We start from the raw sequence: 15,090 nt of genomic DNA on the forward strand, positions 1-15,090 counted from the left end.
CTCAGCAAACACGGCAGTTGCCGATTGCCAAACTGTTTTTGGCCATCGGGGGCTTCGGCCTTCCTTCGCTTTCCCCGGCGGCTCTGACCGCTTTAACGCAGACTTCTAGGGTTTTTCATGACGCGCTACATCTTCGTCACGGGCGGTGTTGTTTCTTCATTGGGGAAAGGCATTGCTTCGGCATCTTTGGCGGCCATCCTGGAGGCGCGGGGACTTAAGGTCACCATGCTGAAGCTGGACCCGTACATCAACGTCGACCCGGGCACCATGAGCCCGTTCCAGCACGGTGAAGTCTTCGTGACCCACGACGGTGCCGAGACCGACCTCGACCTGGGCCACTACGAGCGGTTCATCCGCACGACCATGACCCAGAACAACAACTTCACCACCGGCCGCGTGTACGAGCACGTGCTGCGCAAGGAGCGCCGTGGTGACTACCTGGGCGCCACCATCCAGGTGATCCCGCACATCACCGACGAAATCAAGCGCCGCATCATCAAGGGCGCCGGCGATGCCGACGTGGCCATGGTCGAGATCGGTGGCACCGTGGGTGACATCGAGTCGCAACCGTTCCTGGAGGCCATCCGCCAGCTGCGCTTCGAAGTGGGCAACAAGCGCGCGATGCTGATGCACCTGACGCTGGTTCCGTACATCGCCACCGCTGGCGAGACCAAGACCAAGCCTACCCAGCACTCGGTGAAGGAGCTGCGCTCCATCGGCCTGCAGCCTGACGTGCTGGTGTGCCGTTCCGACCACCCGATCGACGTGTCCTCGCGCCGCAAGATCGCCCAGTTCACCAACGTTGAAGAACGTGCGGTGATCTCGCTGGAAGACGCCGACACCATCTACAAGATCCCGGGCATCCTGCACTCCCAGGGCCTGGACGATTTCGTCGTCGAGCGCTTCGGCCTGCAGTGCGGTGGCGCCGACCTGTCCGAGTGGGACAAGGTCGTCGATGCCAAGCTGAACCCCGAGCACGAAGTCACCATCGCCATGGTCGGCAAGTACATGGAGCTGCTGGACGCGTACAAGTCGCTGATCGAAGCGATGAGCCACGCGGGCATCAGCAACCGTACCAAGGTCAACCTGCGCTACATCGACTCCGAAGACATCGAGAACCAGGGCACCGGCCTGCTGGAAGGCGCCGACGCCATTCTGGTACCGGGCGGCTTCGGTCTGCGCGGAGTGGAAGGCAAGATCACCGCGGTGCAATACGCTCGCGAGAACAAGGTTCCGTACCTGGGTATCTGCCTGGGCATGCAAGTGGCGGTCATCGAGTTCGCTCGTAACGTCATGGGCTGGAAAGACGCCAACTCCACCGAGTTCGACCGCACCAGCGGCCACCCGGTCGTGGGCCTGATCACCGAGTGGGAAGACGCCACCGGCGCGGTCGAGACCCGTACCGAAGCCTCGGACCTGGGCGGCACCATGCGCCTGGGCGCCCAGGAGTGCCAGCTGGCCAAGGGCTCCAAGGTGTTCGACTGCTACGCCAACGAAGTGATCGTGGAGCGTCACCGTCACCGCTACGAGGTCAACAACAACCTGCTGCCACAGCTGATCGACGCTGGGCTGGTGGTGTCCGGTCGTTCCGGCGACGGCGCCCTGGTTGAAGTGGTGGAAGCCAAGGACCACCCATGGTTCGTGGCTTGCCAGTTCCACCCCGAGTTCACCTCGACCCCACGTGACGGCCACCCGCTGTTCAGTGGCTTCGTCAAGGCGGCCCTGGCTCAACACCAGAAGAAAGCCTGATCAAGGAAGCGATACAGCATGGCGCAGAAAATCATCCGTGTAGGCAACATTGAGATCGCCAACGACAAGCCTTTCGTCTTGTTCGGCGGCATGAATGTGCTCGAGTCGCGCGACATGGCGATGCAGGTCTGCGAAGAATACGTGCGCGTTACCGAAAAACTCGGTATCCCGTACGTGTTCAAGGCCAGCTTCGACAAGGCCAACCGTTCCTCCGTGACCTCCTACCGGGGTCCCGGCCTGGAAGAGGGCATGCGCATCTTCGAGGAAGTGAAGAAGACCTTCGGCGTGCCGCTGATCACCGACGTCCACGAGCCGGCCCAGGCCGCCGTGGTCGCCGAGGTCTGCGACATCATCCAGCTGCCGGCCTTCCTGTCGCGCCAGACCGACCTGGTGGTGGCCATGGCCAAGACCGGCGCGGTCATCAACATCAAGAAGGCGCAATTCCTCGCGCCGCAGGAAATGAAACACATCCTGACCAAGTGCGAGGAAGCCGGCAACGATCAGTTGATCCTGTGCGAGCGTGGTTCGAGCTTCGGCTACAACAACCTGGTGGTGGACATGCTCGGCTTCGGCATCATGAAGTCGTTCGAATACCCGGTGTTCTTCGACGTCACCCACGCCCTGCAGATGCCGGGCGGGCGTTCGGATTCCGCCGGTGGCCGCCGTGCCCAGGTCACCGACCTGGCCAAGGCGGGCATGTCCCAGGGCCTGGCTGGCCTGTTCCTGGAAGCCCACCCGGACCCGGACAACGCCAAGTGCGATGGCCCCTGCGCCCTGCGCCTCGACAAGCTGGAACCGTTCCTGGCCCAGCTCAAGCAATTGGACGACCTGGTTAAAAGTTTTCCGACGGTAGAAACCGCGTAACAACTTTTTTCCGGTAAAGTACCTCTCGATTCACTCTGGCCCGCTCGGGCCAGAGCCTTGTCGACCGAAGGCCTGCCTGCCGTATTGAGCCTTCGGCCACAACAGATTTCCCTCAGCAGTGTCGTTTTGGTCAAATTTGGAGTGCTTATAACAATGGCAAAAATCGTCGACATCAAAGGTCGTGAAGTTCTCGACTCCCGTGGCAATCCCACTGTGGAAGCCGACGTGCTTCTCGATAACGGCATCATCGGCAGCGCTTGCGCGCCGTCCGGTGCTTCCACCGGTTCGCGTGAAGCACTCGAGCTGCGTGATGGCGACAAGAGCCGTTACATGGGCAAGGGCGTACTGAAGGCCGTGGCCAACATCAATGGCCCGATCCGCTCGCTGCTGCTGGGCAAGGATCCTGCGGACCAGAAAGCCCTGGACCACGCCATGATCGAACTCGACGGCACTGAAAACAAAGCGTCGCTGGGTGCCAACGCCATCCTCGCCGTGTCCCTGGCTGCCGCCAAGGCCGCTGCCCAGGACCAGGACATCCCGCTGTACGCGCACATCGCCAACCTCAATGGCACCCCTGGCGTCTACTCCATGCCAGTACCGATGATGAACATCATCAACGGCGGCGAACACGCCGACAACAACGTCGACATCCAGGAGTTCATGGTGCAGCCGGTTGGCGCCAAGACCTTCTCCGACGGCCTGCGCATGGGCACCGAGATTTTCCACCACCTCAAGGCTGTGCTGAAGGCCCGTGGCCTGAACACTGCCGTGGGTGACGAGGGCGGCTTCGCGCCGAACCTGACCTCCAACGAAGACGCGCTGTCGGCCATCGCCGAAGCCGTGGCCAACGCCGGTTACAAACTGGGCACCGACGTGACCCTGGCCCTGGACTGCGCGGCCAGCGAATTCTACGAAGACGGCGTGTACAACCTGGCAGGCGAAGGCCACAGCTTCGACGCCGCCGGTTTCGCCGACTACCTGAAAGGCCTGACCGAGCGCTTCCCGATCATCTCGATCGAAGACGGCCTGGACGAGTCCGACTGGGCTGGCTGGAAAGTGCTGACCGAGAAGCTGGGCGACAAAGTGCAACTGGTAGGCGACGACCTGTTCGTGACCAACACCAAGATCCTGAAGGAAGGCATCGACAAGAAGATCGCCAACTCCATCCTGATCAAGTTCAACCAGATCGGCACCCTGACCGAAACCCTGGAAGCCATCCAGATGGCCAAGGCCGCCGGCTACACCGCGGTCATTTCGCACCGTTCGGGCGAAACCGAGGACTCGACCATCGCCGACCTGGCCGTGGGTACCGCCGCTGGTCAGATCAAGACTGGCTCGCTGTGCCGCTCGGACCGCGTGTCCAAGTACAACCAACTGCTGCGCATTGAAGAACAACTGGGCGCCAAGGCGGTCTATCGTGGCCGTGCCGAGTTTCGCGGCTAAGCTTTAGATGGTACAAAGCAAGCGCTGTACAGCACAAAGCCTGGCCTAGCCAGGCTTCGTGCCATCAGTACGGCCGTTTATTTCCACTGGATACCTTGATGCGCAGTCCCTATTGGTTGTTCCTTGTCCTGCTCTTGCTGCTGGGTGGCCTGCAGTACCGCCTCTGGGTCGGTAACGGCAGCCTGGCCCAGGTGTCTAGCCTTGAGCAGCAGATCGCCGACCAGCACGCCGAAAACGAGCGCCTGCTGGAGCGTAACCGTGTCCTCGACGCGGAAGTGGCGGAACTGAAAAAGGGCATGGAGACCGTTGAAGAACGGGCTCGCCATGAACTGGGCATGGTCAAGGACGGTGAAACCCTTTATCAGTTGGCGCAATGACCTATTCTTCCCCTGCCTTCTGGGCAGTGATTCCTGCCGCAGGCGTTGGTGCCCGCATGGCAGCCGACCGGCCCAAGCAATACCTGCAGTTGGGCGGCCGAACCATTCTCGAACACAGCCTGGCCTGTTTCCTCGACCACCCCGGGCTCAAGGGCCTGGTGGTCAGCCTGGCTGAAGACGACCCCTATTGGCCTGACCTGGCCAGTGCCCGTGACCCGCGTATCCAGCGTGCCCCTGGCGGCGCCGAGCGTGCCGACTCGGTGCTCAATGCCTTGCTGCACCTGCACGCCCAGGGCGCTGCCGATGACGATTGGGTGCTGGTGCACGACGCCGCGCGGCCCAACCTGGCGCGCACCGACCTCGACAAGCTGCTGGGCGAGCTGGCCCACGACCCGGTGGGCGGCCTGCTGGCCGTGCCGGCCAAGGACACCCTCAAGCGCGCCGATGCCCATGGCCGCGTGGCGGAAACCGTTGACCGCAGCACCATCTGGCAAGCCTACACGCCGCAGATGTTCCGCCTGGGTGCCTTGCACCGGGCGTTGGCGGACAGCCTGGTGGCGGACGTGGCGATTACCGATGAAGCCTCTGCCATGGAGTGGGCCGGGCAGGCGCCGCGGCTGATCGAAGGGCGTTCGGACAACCTCAAGGTGACCCGGCCTGAAGATCTGGAGTGGTTGCGCCAGCGTTGGGCGCAGCGTCCGCACTAGTCCTGTAGCCGCTGCCGCTAGGCTGCGCTGGCCTGATGCCTCGCTGAGGATCTTTGGCGTACATAAGGGCCAGCGCAGCCTGGCGGCAGCGGCTACAGATGATTGGCTTGATATTCGGGTCTTGACGCCAACCCTGCCTTCAAATAATCCACCAGCTTCCTCACCTTAGGCGACAGGTGCCGCTGCTGCGGGTACAGCGCCCACACTGCCGTGTTCGGCGGTTGGTGCGCCTCCAGCAACGACACCAGCGCGCCGCTGTGCAAATGTTCCAGTACGTAATAGTCCGGCAGCTGACACAAGCCTATCCCCTGCAACGCCGCATCCAGCACCGCCTGGCCGCTGTTGCAGCGCCAATTGCCCTGTACCCGCTGCGCCAGTTCGCGGCCCTCGTTCTGCAGTTGCCAGACGTCCGAGCTGCCAACCAGGCAGTTGTGCCGCGCCAGTTCCGACAGGCTGTGCGGGCGGCCATAGCGTGCAAGGTAGGAAGGTGATGCGCACAGGTACATGCGCCGCGGTGCCAGGCGCGACGCTACCTGCCGCGAATCCTGCAGGCGGCCCAGGCGGATGCCCAGGTCCAGGCCTTCGTGCACCAGGTCGAGGGTGCGGTTGGTCAGCTCGATGTCCACCCGCAGTTGCGGGTACAGCCCCATGAAGCGGGTCACCAGCGGCACGATGAAGCGCTCGCCGTAGGCCACGGCGCAGGTCATGCGCAGCAGCCCCTTGGGTTCGCTGTTGAGGTCGCCCATGGCGCGCAGGGCTTCCTCGCGGCCGTCCTGCAGGCGCTGGCAGTGCTGCAGGAAGGTCTGCCCGGCCTCGGTCAAGGTCACGCGCCGGGTGCTGCGGTACAGCAGGCGGGTCTGCAGGCGTTCCTCCAGCCGGGCGATCTGCCGGCTGATGTGCGACGAGGAAATGCCCAGGCGCTCCGCTGCCGCGGTGAACTGGCTGCACTCGGCGACGGCGACGAATTCGTCGATGCCGTCCCAGCGGTTATCGCTCATTGATTATCCCTGCATGGCAATAATGTTTTGCCTTTGGCCTGATTATTCCTCAAAGCTGCATGAATTACACTGAACGCCTTACCTAAACACTTCAGGAGAAGGTTGCGATGATCAAGTCCCGTGCCGCAGTAGCATTCGAGGCCAAGAAGCCGCTGGAAATCGTCGAAGTCGACGTGGCGATGCCCAAGGCTGGCGAAGTGCTGGTGCGTGTGGTCGCTTCCGGCGTGTGCCACACCGACGCCTACACCCTGTCCGGTGCCGACCCTGAAGGCATCTTCCCGTCGATCCTGGGCCACGAAGGTGGTGGCATCGTCGAAGCCATCGGCGAAGGCGTGACCTCGGTAGCCGTGGGCGACCACGTGATCCCGCTGTACACCGCCGAATGCCGCCAGTGCAAATTCTGCCTGTCGGGCAAGACCAACCTCTGCCAGGCCGTGCGCGCCACCCAGGGCAAGGGCCTGATGCCCGACGGCACCTCGCGTTTCTCCTACAACGGCAAGCCGCTGTTCCACTACATGGGCACCTCGACCTTCTCGGAATACACCGTGCTGCCGGAAATCTCCGTGGCCAAGATCCAGAAAGAAGCGCCGCTGGAGAAGGTCTGCCTGCTGGGTTGCGGCGTGACCACCGGCATTGGCGCGGTGCTCAACACCGCCAAGGTCAAGCCGGGTGACACCGTGGCCATCTTCGGCCTGGGCGGTATCGGCCTGTCGGCGGTCATCGGCGCGGTCAAGGCCAAGGCCAGCCGCATCATCGCCATCGACATCAACCCGGCCAAGTTCGAGATCGCTCGCCAGCTGGGCGCCACCGACTGCGTCAACCCGAAGGACTTCGACCGTCCTATCCAGGAAGTCATCGTCGACATGACCGACGGCGGCGTCGACTTCTCGTTCGAGTGCATCGGCAACGTGCACCTGATGCGTGCCGCCCTGGAATGCGCCCACAAGGGCTGGGGTGAGTCGGTGATCATCGGCGTGGCCGGCGCAGGCCAGGAAATCTCCACCCGGCCGTTCCAGCTGGTGACCGGCCGCGTCTGGCGCGGTTCGGCGTTCGGTGGCGTGCGTGGCCGCACCGAGCTGCCTAGCTACGTGGAAATGGCCGAGAAGGGCGAGATCCCGCTGGACACCTTCATCACCCACACCATGGGCCTGGAAGACATCAACAAGGCGTTCGACCTGATGCACGAAGGCAAGAGCATCCGTTCGGTCATCCACTTCTGAGGTTGCCCATGAGCCTGGAAAACATCTCCTGCCAGAAAAGCGCCGGCGGTTGGCACAAGCGCTACCGCCACCGCTCGGACGTGCTGGGTTGCGACATGACCTTCGCTGTCTACCTGCCGCCCCAGGCGGAGCAGGGCGGCACGCTGCCGGTGTTGTACTGGCTGTCGGGGCTGACCTGCACGGACGAGAACTTCATGCAGAAGGCCGGCGCCCACAAGCTGGCCGCCGAGCTGGGCCTGATCATCGTCGCGCCGGACACCAGCCCGCGCGGCGCCGACGTGCCCGGTGACCCGGACGGCGCCTGGGACTTCGGCCTGGGGGCGGGGTTCTACCTCAACGCCACCCAGCAGCCGTGGGCCCAGCACTACCGCATGCACGACTACGTGGTGAATGAGCTGCCAGCCCTGGTGGAGGCGCATTTCCCGGCCTCCGACCGCCGTGCCATCAGCGGTCACTCCATGGGCGGCCACGGCGCGCTGGTGTGCGCCTTGCGCAACCCCGGGCGCTACCGTTCGGTGTCGGCGTTCTCGCCCATCAGCAACCCCATGGATTGCCCATGGGGCCAGAAGGCCTTCACCCGTTACCTGGGCGAGGAGCGTTCGCGCTGGCGCGAGTGGGATGCGTCGGTGCTGATGGCCGAGAGCAAGGCGCCCCAGGCGTTCCTGGTGGACCAGGGCGACCGTGACGATTTCCTCGTCAACCAGCTCAAGCCCGAGGCGCTGGTGCAGGCGGCGAAGGTCGCAGGCCACGACCTGCAGCTGCGCCTGCAGCCTGGCTACGACCACAGCTACTACTTCATCGCCAGCTTCATCGACGACCACCTGCGTCACCACGCCGCGGCATTGGCCCAATGATGTCGTTTTGCCCTTGATTCACGGCGTTTCGGGGCCGCTTTTTGCGGCCCCGTTGTTACATAAAGCAGGTAGAATCACGCCCTGTCTCCTTCAGGGCTTTTCTATTTATGCGTATTGGCCACGGCTACGATGTGCACCGTTTCGCTGACGGCGATTTCATTACCCTGGGCGGCGTTCGCATCGCTCACAAATTCGGCCTGCTCGCCCATTCCGATGGTGACGTGCTGCTGCACGCCCTGAGCGATGCGCTGCTCGGCGCCGCCGCGCTGGGTGATATCGGCAAGCACTTCCCCGACACCGATCCGCAATTCAAGGGCGCCGACAGCCGCGTGCTGCTGCGCCACGTGGTCGGCATCGTCCAGGCCAAGGGCTGGAAGGTCGGCAACGTCGACGCCACCATCGTCGCCCAGGCGCCGAAGATGGCCCCGCACATCGACACCATGCGCAGCCTGATCGCCGCCGACCTGCAGGTCGAACTGGACCAGGTCAACGTCAAGGCCACCACCACCGAAAAGCTGGGCTTCACCGGCCGTGAGGAAGGTATCGCGGTTCACGCCGTCGCCTTGTTGCTGCCAGCATGAACGAACTCGAACTGTTGGGCCCCTGCGCCGCCGGGCCGGCCCTGGGCCGCGCCGTGCTGAAAGCCACTGCCGAAGACTTCCAGGTCGACGAGGTGCTGGACATCCCGTTGGCGGGCGAGGGCGAGCACCTGTGGCTGTGGGTGGAAAAACGCAACCTCAACACCGAAGAGGCCGCCCGCCGCCTGGCCAAGGCCGCCGGCGTGCCGCTGCGCACCGTCAGCTACGCGGGCCTCAAGGACCGCCAGGCGCTGACCCGGCAATGGTTCAGCCTGCACCTGCCCGGCAAGGCCGACCCGGACCTGAGCGCCGCCGAAAACGAAACCCTGGCCATCCTCAAGGTCGCCCGCCACAAGCGCAAGCTGCAGCGCGGCGCGCACTCGGCCAACGGCTTCACCCTGCGCCTGACCGCGCTGGAGGCTGACCGCGCAGCCCTGGACGCACGCCTGGAACAGCTCAAGACCACTGGCGTACCGAACTACTTCGGCACCCAGCGGTTTGGCTTCCAGGGTGGCAACGTCCACGACGCCCGCCAGTGGGCCGAACGCCAGGCCCTGCCGGAACAGCGCAACGTGCGTTCGCGCCTGCTTTCCACGGCGCGCAGCTACCTGTTCAACCAGGTGCTGGCCGCGCGCGTCGGCGACGGCAGCTGGAACCAGGCTCGGGTCGGCGACCTGCTGGCGTTCACCGACAGCCGCAGCTTCTTCCCGGCCGGCGAGGCCGAGTGCAGCGACCCGCGCCTGGCCATTCTCGACCTGCACCCCACCGGCCCGATGTGGGGCGAAGGTGACTCGCCGGCCGCTGGCGCCATCCATGAACTGGAACAGAATGTCGGCGCGCGGTTGGCGCCGCTCGGCGAATGGTTGGCAAAAGCGGGCATGGCGCACGAACGCCGCATCCTGCGGCTGCCCATCGGCGGGCTGGCGTGGCATTATCCGGAGCCTGACATTCTGCAATTGGAATTCGTCCTTCCGGCCGGATGCTTCGCCACCGTGGTGGTGCGCGAGCTTGTTGATCTGGTGCCGGCAGGGCAGACGGAAAGCCCATGCGTATTCTGATTTCAAACGACGATGGTGTTGCTGCCCCCGGCCTGGCCGCGCTGCATGATGCGCTGGCCGGCTTTGCCGAGTGCACGGTCATTGCCCCCGACGGCGACCGCAGCGGTGCCAGCAGTTCGCTGACCCTGGACCGGCCGCTGCACCCGCAGCGCCTGGCCAACGGTTTCATCAGCCTCAATGGCACCCCCACCGATTGCGTGCACCTGGGCCTCAACGGCCTGTTGCCGCAGGAGCCGGACCTGGTGGTCTCAGGCATCAACCTGGGGGCCAACCTGGGCGACGATGTGCTCTACTCGGGCACCGTCGGTGCCGCGCTGGAAGGGCGTTTCCTGGGGGGCACCTCGTTTGCGTTCTCGTTCCTGTCGCGCCAGGTGGACAACCTGGCCACTGCCGCCTGGTACGCCCGGCACCTGGTGCAGGCTCACGGTGAATTGAACCTGCCGCCGCGCACCGTGCTCAACGTCAACATTCCCAACCTGCCGCTGGAGCGCATCCGTGGCATCCAGCTGACCCGCCTGGGCCACCGCGCTCGCGCAGCGGCGCCCACGCGCGTGGTCGACCCGCGCGGCAAGGAAGGCTACTGGATCGCCGCCGCCGGCAACGCCGAGGACGGCGGCCCGGGCACTGACTTCCACGCGGTGATGCAAGGCTACGTGTCGGTCACCCCCTTGCAGCTGGACCGCACCTTCAGCCCGGCGTTCGACAGCCTGGAAACCTGGCTGGAGGGCCTACGCTGATGCGCGAACAAGATGACCTGAACCGTCGCGGCATCGGTTTCACCTCCCAGCGCACCCGCGAGCGGCTGATCCAGCGCCTGTACGAAGAGGGCGTGAGCAACGAGCGGGTGCTGGACGTGATCCGCCGCACCCCGCGTCATCTGTTCGTCGACGAAGCCCTGGCGCACCGCGCCTACGAGGACACGGCGCTGCCCATCGGCCACAACCAGACCATCTCCCAGCCCTACATGGTGGCGCGCATGAGTGAGCTGCTGCTGGAGGCCGGGCCGCTGGACAAGGTCATGGAGATCGGCACGGGCTCGGGCTACCAGACCGCGGTGTTGTCGCAGCTGGTGGAGCGGGTGTTCTCGGTCGAACGCATCAAGGTGCTGCAGGACCGCGCCAAGGAACGCCTGGTGGAGCTCAACCTGCGCAACGTGGTGTTCCGCTGGGGCGATGGCTGGGAGGGCTGGCCGGCGCTGGCGCCGTACAACGGCATCATCGTCACCGCCGTGGCCACCGACGTGCCCCAGGCGCTGCTGGACCAGTTGGCGCCGGGGGGGCGCCTGGTCATTCCGGTGGGTTCGGGGGAGGTGCAGCAACTGATGCTGATCGTCCGCGAAGATCAGGGTTTTTCCCGGCATGTGCTGGGAGCGGTGCGTTTCGTGCCGCTGCTCAACGGGCCCCTGGCCTGAGCAGGATTTCGTTGGCTGGCGGTGAATTCTTTGGCAGGGCACGGGTCTGACAGCGCAGCCTTCACAGGTTGTAACGCGAATACGTCAGAAATATGCGTGTGGATGGTTATAATTGCGACACAACAGTCTATTTTTCTATCAGCCACCATTTTCAAGGGAGCGGCGGGTGAGTCCCACAGTCATTCGGCAGCATGCAGGACTATCGAGCTACAAGCTTCTGGTGATTGGCCTCGCCCTTGCAACGACCCTGGCTGGCTGCGCAAGCCACCCTTCGGGCGGCGTGCGGGTGGTCGACCGCAGCAGCGGCGGGGCAGCCTCGGCGCCGGCCGCGCCAGAGCGCCAGCCGGTCACCACGGGCCAGTACCGGGTCAAGCGCGGCGATACCCTGTTCTCCATCGCCTTCCGCTACTCCTGGGACTACAAGGCCCTGGCGGCCCGCAATAACATCCCCGAGCCCTATACCATTCATCCGGGACAGGTCATTCGCTTCGGTGATGGCAGCGCTCCATCTGCACCGGTCGCCGCGGCGCAAACTGAAACCTCGGCGTCGCCGTCGGGCTCGTTCAAGGTCACTCGTCGGCCCATTATCTTCACACCAGTGCCGGGTGCCCCGGGTCAGAAAACCGCGCCACCGGCCCCCGTTGCAGCCGCTCCCGAGCCGGTGCCGGTGCCTGCGGGCGAGAAGATCACAGGCGGTTGGACATGGCCTGCCAACGGCGTGCTGATTGGAAAATTTGCTTCAAACGGTAGTTTGAATAAAGGCGTTGATATCGCCGGGGAATTGGGACAGCCTGTTTTTGCTGCGTCTGATGGTTCGGTGGTGTACGCCGGGAGTGGGTTGCGGGGCTACGGCGAGTTGGTAATCATCAAGCACAGCGATACCTACGTCAGTGCCTACGGTCACAACCGCAGGCTCTTGGTTCGGGAGGGGCAGCAGGTCAAGGCCGGGCAGACAATTGCCGAGATGGGTTCCACGGGTACCGACCGGGTGAAGCTCCACTTCGAGATTCGCCGGCAGGGCAAGCCAGTAGACCCCTTGCAGTTTTTGCCACGACGTTGATCGTTGCCAAGCCTGTTCCTTCGATGTAGCGGGGACAGGCTTTAGCGTAGCCAAGGATAAGCGCGACGCTAGAGCTTGAGGTCGAACTCAACAAAGGACTATAACAAATGGCTCTCAACAAAGAAGCGCCGGAGTTTGACATCGACGATGAGGTGCTCCTTATGGAAACCGGCATCGTCCTGGACGCTGAGGCGGACGATGAACCCGTGGTACCCACGGTTCGTGCCAAGGCCAAGAACTCCACAGCACTCAAGCAACACAAGTACATCGATTACACCCGTGCGCTGGATGCGACACAGCTGTATTTGAACGAAATCGGCTTTTCCCCCCTGTTGTCCCCGGAAGAAGAAGTCCATTTTGCGCGCCTGTCGCAAAAGGGTGATCCGGCCGGCCGCAAGCGCATGATCGAAAGCAACCTGCGCCTGGTGGTGAAAATCGCCCGTCGCTACGTCAACCGTGGCCTGTCCCTGCTCGACCTGATCGAGGAAGGCAACCTGGGGCTTATCCGGGCCGTCGAGAAATTCGACCCCGAGCGCGGTTTCCGCTTCTCTACCTACGCCACCTGGTGGATTCGCCAGACCATCGAACGCGCCATCATGAACCAGACCCGGACCATCCGGCTGCCGATTCATGTCGTGAAGGAACTCAACGTCTACCTGCGGGCGGCGCGCGAACTGACCCAGAAACTCGACCACGAGCCGTCGCCGGAAGAAATCGCCAGCCTGCTGGAGAAGCCGGTGGGCGAGGTCAAGCGCATGCTCGGGCTCAACGAGCGGGTGTCCTCGGTGGACGTTTCCCTCGGCCCGGACTCCGACAAGACCCTGCTCGACACCCTCACGGACGACCGTCCCACCGACCCCTGCGAGCTGCTGCAGGACGATGACCTGTCCCAGAGCATCGACCAGTGGCTCTCCGAGCTCACTGACAAGCAGCGCGAAGTGGTAGTGCGGCGCTTCGGCCTGCGTGGCCACGAAAGCAGTACCCTGGAAGACGTCGGCCTGGAAATCGGCCTTACCCGGGAGCGGGTTCGCCAGATCCAGGTCGAGGGCTTGAAGCGCTTGCGCGAGATCCTCGAGAAGAACGGCCTGTCCAGCGAATCACTGTTCCAGTAGTTCGTTTGGCAGCCCAGGCGCCCCGACTGGTTCGGGGCGTTTTTGTTTCTGGCGTTCGGGTCAGCGATCACCAGCGCGTTCTGTAAGTGATTGTGGACTGCGGCTGTCAAACGTCTTCCATGGCTATGCGCAACGTACTGTTCTGTCGCGTTTTTCCTGATTGTTGCAGCTTGGAAAAGACTTTTCCTGAAAGACTTGTGCAGTTGAATCGTCATCTGGATTCTCTATGATCGAACCAGTGCCAAGGAGCAGGCACAGGCTCTCAAGGATGAGCGCCAGGACACCGCAGGACGCGGTTCATCAGGACGATGACAGGGATACAGGGAATAGGGACAGAAAAGGTGGGCGGGTCATACCGCCCCTTTTTTTTGCCTTTTGAAAAGCGGTTTGGCGGCAGCACGGCAGTGGGCTAACGCAGCTACTGCAGTTGCTGCAGCCACCGCGAACTGCTTTTGATCTTGATCCCGTGCGGCCCTTGATCTTGATTGTGTGCCCCATAAAGCGCCAGGGCCGACTGGAGGCGTTGACCGAGCGGTCCCCGGCGTAGCCGGGGAAGACGGAACCGGAGGCGCTTCTATTCCGGGCCGTCGGCCGCTTGGGCGACGCCGGAGGGAGGGGACCCGCAGCGCAGCGGAGGGACCAAGCAGGGGCAAGCCTTTTTTGGTTACTTTTTGAGGCGTTTGTCAAAAAGTGACTCGGCGTAAGGCCGAAAAGGTGATTTTGCATCGCCCGTAGTAATGGATATGTTCGCGGATTCTGGATCCCGCTTCGGCGATTGCGAACATATCCATTTTAGTGGTGCGACCACCGACTGTTTCGCCCTTACGGCGACTCACTTTTTTTCAGACGCCAAAAAAAGTAAGCAAAAAACGCTTGCCCCTGCTTGGGCCCTCCGCTGCGCTACGGGTCCCCTCCTTCCGGCGCCGCTCAACGGGCAGACGGCACCCGCTATAGAAGCCTGCGGGTTACCGTCTCTTCGGCCTGCGGCCTCGGCCCTTCGGGCAGCCCGTTGATCGACGCCTCCAGTCGGCCCGGGCGCTTTACGGGGCATACAATCAAGATCAAGAGCCAGATCAACAGCAGATCAACAGCCAGATCAAGATTAACAGCCAGATCAAAATCAGAAGCCAGATCATGCGTTCGATCAGCCGTGGGCTACAACTTGGATGGCTGGTGCCGGGCGTGCGCAGCACGCAAAAAAAAAGCCCCTTCACGGGGCCTTTTTCTGCAACCTCGAACGCCTTAGCGCTCCAGGTCAGCGATCTTGCCGGTCTTGCCGTCCCACTCTTCAGCGTCAGGCAGGGCATCCTTGCGCTCGGTGATGTTCGGCCAGACCTCTGCCAGCTCGGCGTTCAACTCGATGAAGTTCTCCATCCCGGCCGGGATTTCGTCTTCAGAGAAAATGGCTTGGGCAGGGCACTCAGGCTCGCACAGTGCGCAATCGATGCACTCATCCGGGTGAATTACCAGGAAGTTCGGGCCTTCGTAGAAGCAGTCCACCGGACAGACTTCGACGCAGTCGGTGTATTTGCACTTGATGCAGTTGTCGGTGACGACGAAGGTCATTTCAAAATATCTCCTCAAGGCGGCAGCGAAGCCCCTGATCCAGGGCCGCTTGGTTTGGGCTGGTCAGCCGGCGGACCAGGCTAAGAGCCCGTG

The 15,090-nt window shown here is 63.3% G+C and carries 15 protein-coding genes; 13 read left to right on the plus strand and 2 right to left on the minus strand.

Annotated features, from left to right (window positions below; genetic code table 11):
* Positions 1–117 precede the first annotated feature (117 nt).
* From AC0J42_RS06755 to ispD, 5 genes are all read left to right on the plus strand, one after another.
* Positions 118–1,749: a CTP synthase gene (locus AC0J42_RS06755; protein ID WP_416422856.1), complete on the plus strand. Its 1,632-nt coding sequence runs from the start codon at positions 118–120 to the stop codon at positions 1,747–1,749.
* Between the two features lie 18 nt (positions 1,750–1,767).
* A complete protein-coding gene (gene kdsA, locus AC0J42_RS06760; protein WP_416422857.1) occupies positions 1,768–2,613 on the plus strand; it encodes a 3-deoxy-8-phosphooctulonate synthase in 846 nt (281 codons plus the stop codon).
* 153 nt (positions 2,614–2,766) lie between these two features.
* Positions 2,767–4,056: a phosphopyruvate hydratase gene (gene eno / locus AC0J42_RS06765; RefSeq protein ID WP_416422858.1), complete on the plus strand. Its 1,290-nt coding sequence runs from the start codon at positions 2,767–2,769 to the stop codon at positions 4,054–4,056.
* 98 nt (positions 4,057–4,154) lie between these two features.
* Entirely contained in the window at positions 4,155–4,433 is a 279-nt protein-coding gene (gene ftsB / locus AC0J42_RS06770) for a cell division protein FtsB (RefSeq protein ID WP_008366399.1), read from the plus strand.
* Positions 4,430–5,140 carry a 2-C-methyl-D-erythritol 4-phosphate cytidylyltransferase gene (gene ispD, locus AC0J42_RS06775; protein WP_473005605.1) on the plus strand — a complete coding sequence of 237 codons (711 nt, stop codon included), beginning with the start codon at positions 4,430–4,432 and terminating at the stop codon, positions 5,138–5,140. Before ftsB ends, ispD begins: the two co-directional genes overlap by 4 nt.
* A 92-nt stretch (positions 5,141–5,232) precedes the next feature.
* Here the strand turns inward: ispD and AC0J42_RS06780 are convergent, their stop codons facing one another.
* A complete protein-coding gene (locus AC0J42_RS06780) occupies positions 5,233–6,138 on the minus strand; it encodes a LysR substrate-binding domain-containing protein (protein ID WP_416422860.1) in 906 nt (301 codons plus the stop codon).
* A 107-nt stretch (positions 6,139–6,245) separates the two neighbouring features.
* Between AC0J42_RS06780 and AC0J42_RS06785 the strand changes: the two genes are divergently transcribed.
* From AC0J42_RS06785 to rpoS, 8 genes are all read left to right on the plus strand, one after another.
* Positions 6,246–7,358 carry an S-(hydroxymethyl)glutathione dehydrogenase/class III alcohol dehydrogenase gene (locus AC0J42_RS06785; RefSeq protein WP_416422861.1) on the plus strand — a complete coding sequence of 371 codons (1,113 nt, stop codon included), beginning with the start codon at positions 6,246–6,248 and terminating at the stop codon, positions 7,356–7,358.
* Between the two features lie 8 nt (positions 7,359–7,366).
* Complete coding sequence (fghA, locus tag AC0J42_RS06790; RefSeq protein ID WP_416422862.1) at positions 7,367–8,212, plus strand: S-formylglutathione hydrolase; 846 nt, start codon at positions 7,367–7,369, stop codon at positions 8,210–8,212.
* 107 nt (positions 8,213–8,319) lie between these two features.
* Complete coding sequence (ispF, locus tag AC0J42_RS06795; protein WP_416422863.1) at positions 8,320–8,793, plus strand: 2-C-methyl-D-erythritol 2,4-cyclodiphosphate synthase; 474 nt, start codon at positions 8,320–8,322, stop codon at positions 8,791–8,793.
* Positions 8,790–9,848, plus strand: a complete 1,059-nt coding sequence (truD, locus tag AC0J42_RS06800; protein ID WP_473005606.1) for a tRNA pseudouridine(13) synthase TruD — start codon at positions 8,790–8,792, stop codon at positions 9,846–9,848. The genes ispF and truD overlap by 4 nt, the downstream gene beginning before the upstream one ends.
* The gene (gene surE / locus AC0J42_RS06805) at positions 9,836–10,585 is read left to right on the plus strand and encodes a 5'/3'-nucleotidase SurE (protein WP_473005607.1); all 750 of its coding nucleotides are present in this window, start codon (positions 9,836–9,838) and stop codon (positions 10,583–10,585) included. Before truD ends, surE begins: the two co-directional genes overlap by 13 nt.
* Entirely contained in the window at positions 10,585–11,259 is a 675-nt protein-coding gene (locus AC0J42_RS06810) for a protein-L-isoaspartate(D-aspartate) O-methyltransferase (protein ID WP_416422866.1), read from the plus strand. The genes surE and AC0J42_RS06810 overlap by 1 nt, the downstream gene beginning before the upstream one ends.
* Positions 11,260–11,425: 166 nt before the next feature.
* On the plus strand, positions 11,426–12,319 hold the full coding sequence (locus AC0J42_RS06815; RefSeq protein WP_473005608.1) for a peptidoglycan DD-metalloendopeptidase family protein: 894 nt from the start codon (positions 11,426–11,428) through the stop codon (positions 12,317–12,319).
* Between the two features lie 107 nt (positions 12,320–12,426).
* A complete protein-coding gene (gene rpoS, locus AC0J42_RS06820) occupies positions 12,427–13,431 on the plus strand; it encodes an RNA polymerase sigma factor RpoS (RefSeq protein WP_416422868.1) in 1,005 nt (334 codons plus the stop codon).
* 1,242 nt (positions 13,432–14,673) lie between these two features.
* On the opposite strand, the gene fdxA is transcribed toward rpoS, so the two are convergent.
* Positions 14,674–14,997, minus strand: coding sequence for a ferredoxin FdxA (gene fdxA, locus AC0J42_RS06825; RefSeq protein WP_012270863.1), 324 nt, complete (start codon positions 14,995–14,997; stop codon positions 14,674–14,676).
* Positions 14,998–15,090: the final 93 nt, after the last annotated feature.

It is taken from the genome of Pseudomonas sp. Tav-5-1A (genome assembly GCF_055755055.1).

Bases quoted from the DNA above. Each gene is read 5' to 3' on its own strand.
- AC0J42_RS06755 (WP_416422856.1), top strand. From the start codon at position 118: ATGACGCGCTACATCTTCGTCACGGGCGGTGTTGTTTCTTCATTGGGG.
- kdsA (WP_416422857.1), top strand. From the start codon at position 1,768: ATGGCGCAGAAAATCATCCGTGTAGGCAACATTGAGATCGCCAACGAC.
- eno (WP_416422858.1), top strand. From the start codon at position 2,767: ATGGCAAAAATCGTCGACATCAAAGGTCGTGAAGTTCTCGACTCCCGT.
- ftsB (WP_008366399.1), top strand. From the start codon at position 4,155: ATGCGCAGTCCCTATTGGTTGTTCCTTGTCCTGCTCTTGCTGCTGGGT.
- ispD (WP_473005605.1), top strand. From the start codon at position 4,430: ATGACCTATTCTTCCCCTGCCTTCTGGGCAGTGATTCCTGCCGCAGGC.
- AC0J42_RS06780 (WP_416422860.1), bottom strand. From the start codon at position 6,138: ATGAGCGATAACCGCTGGGACGGCATCGACGAATTCGTCGCCGTCGCC.
- AC0J42_RS06785 (WP_416422861.1), top strand. From the start codon at position 6,246: ATGATCAAGTCCCGTGCCGCAGTAGCATTCGAGGCCAAGAAGCCGCTG.
- fghA (WP_416422862.1), top strand. From the start codon at position 7,367: ATGAGCCTGGAAAACATCTCCTGCCAGAAAAGCGCCGGCGGTTGGCAC.
- ispF (WP_416422863.1), top strand. From the start codon at position 8,320: ATGCGTATTGGCCACGGCTACGATGTGCACCGTTTCGCTGACGGCGAT.
- truD (WP_473005606.1), top strand. From the start codon at position 8,790: ATGAACGAACTCGAACTGTTGGGCCCCTGCGCCGCCGGGCCGGCCCTG.
- surE (WP_473005607.1), top strand. From the start codon at position 9,836: ATGCGTATTCTGATTTCAAACGACGATGGTGTTGCTGCCCCCGGCCTG.
- AC0J42_RS06810 (WP_416422866.1), top strand. From the start codon at position 10,585: ATGCGCGAACAAGATGACCTGAACCGTCGCGGCATCGGTTTCACCTCC.
- rpoS (WP_416422868.1), top strand. From the start codon at position 12,427: ATGGCTCTCAACAAAGAAGCGCCGGAGTTTGACATCGACGATGAGGTG.
- fdxA (WP_012270863.1), bottom strand. From the start codon at position 14,997: ATGACCTTCGTCGTCACCGACAACTGCATCAAGTGCAAATACACCGAC.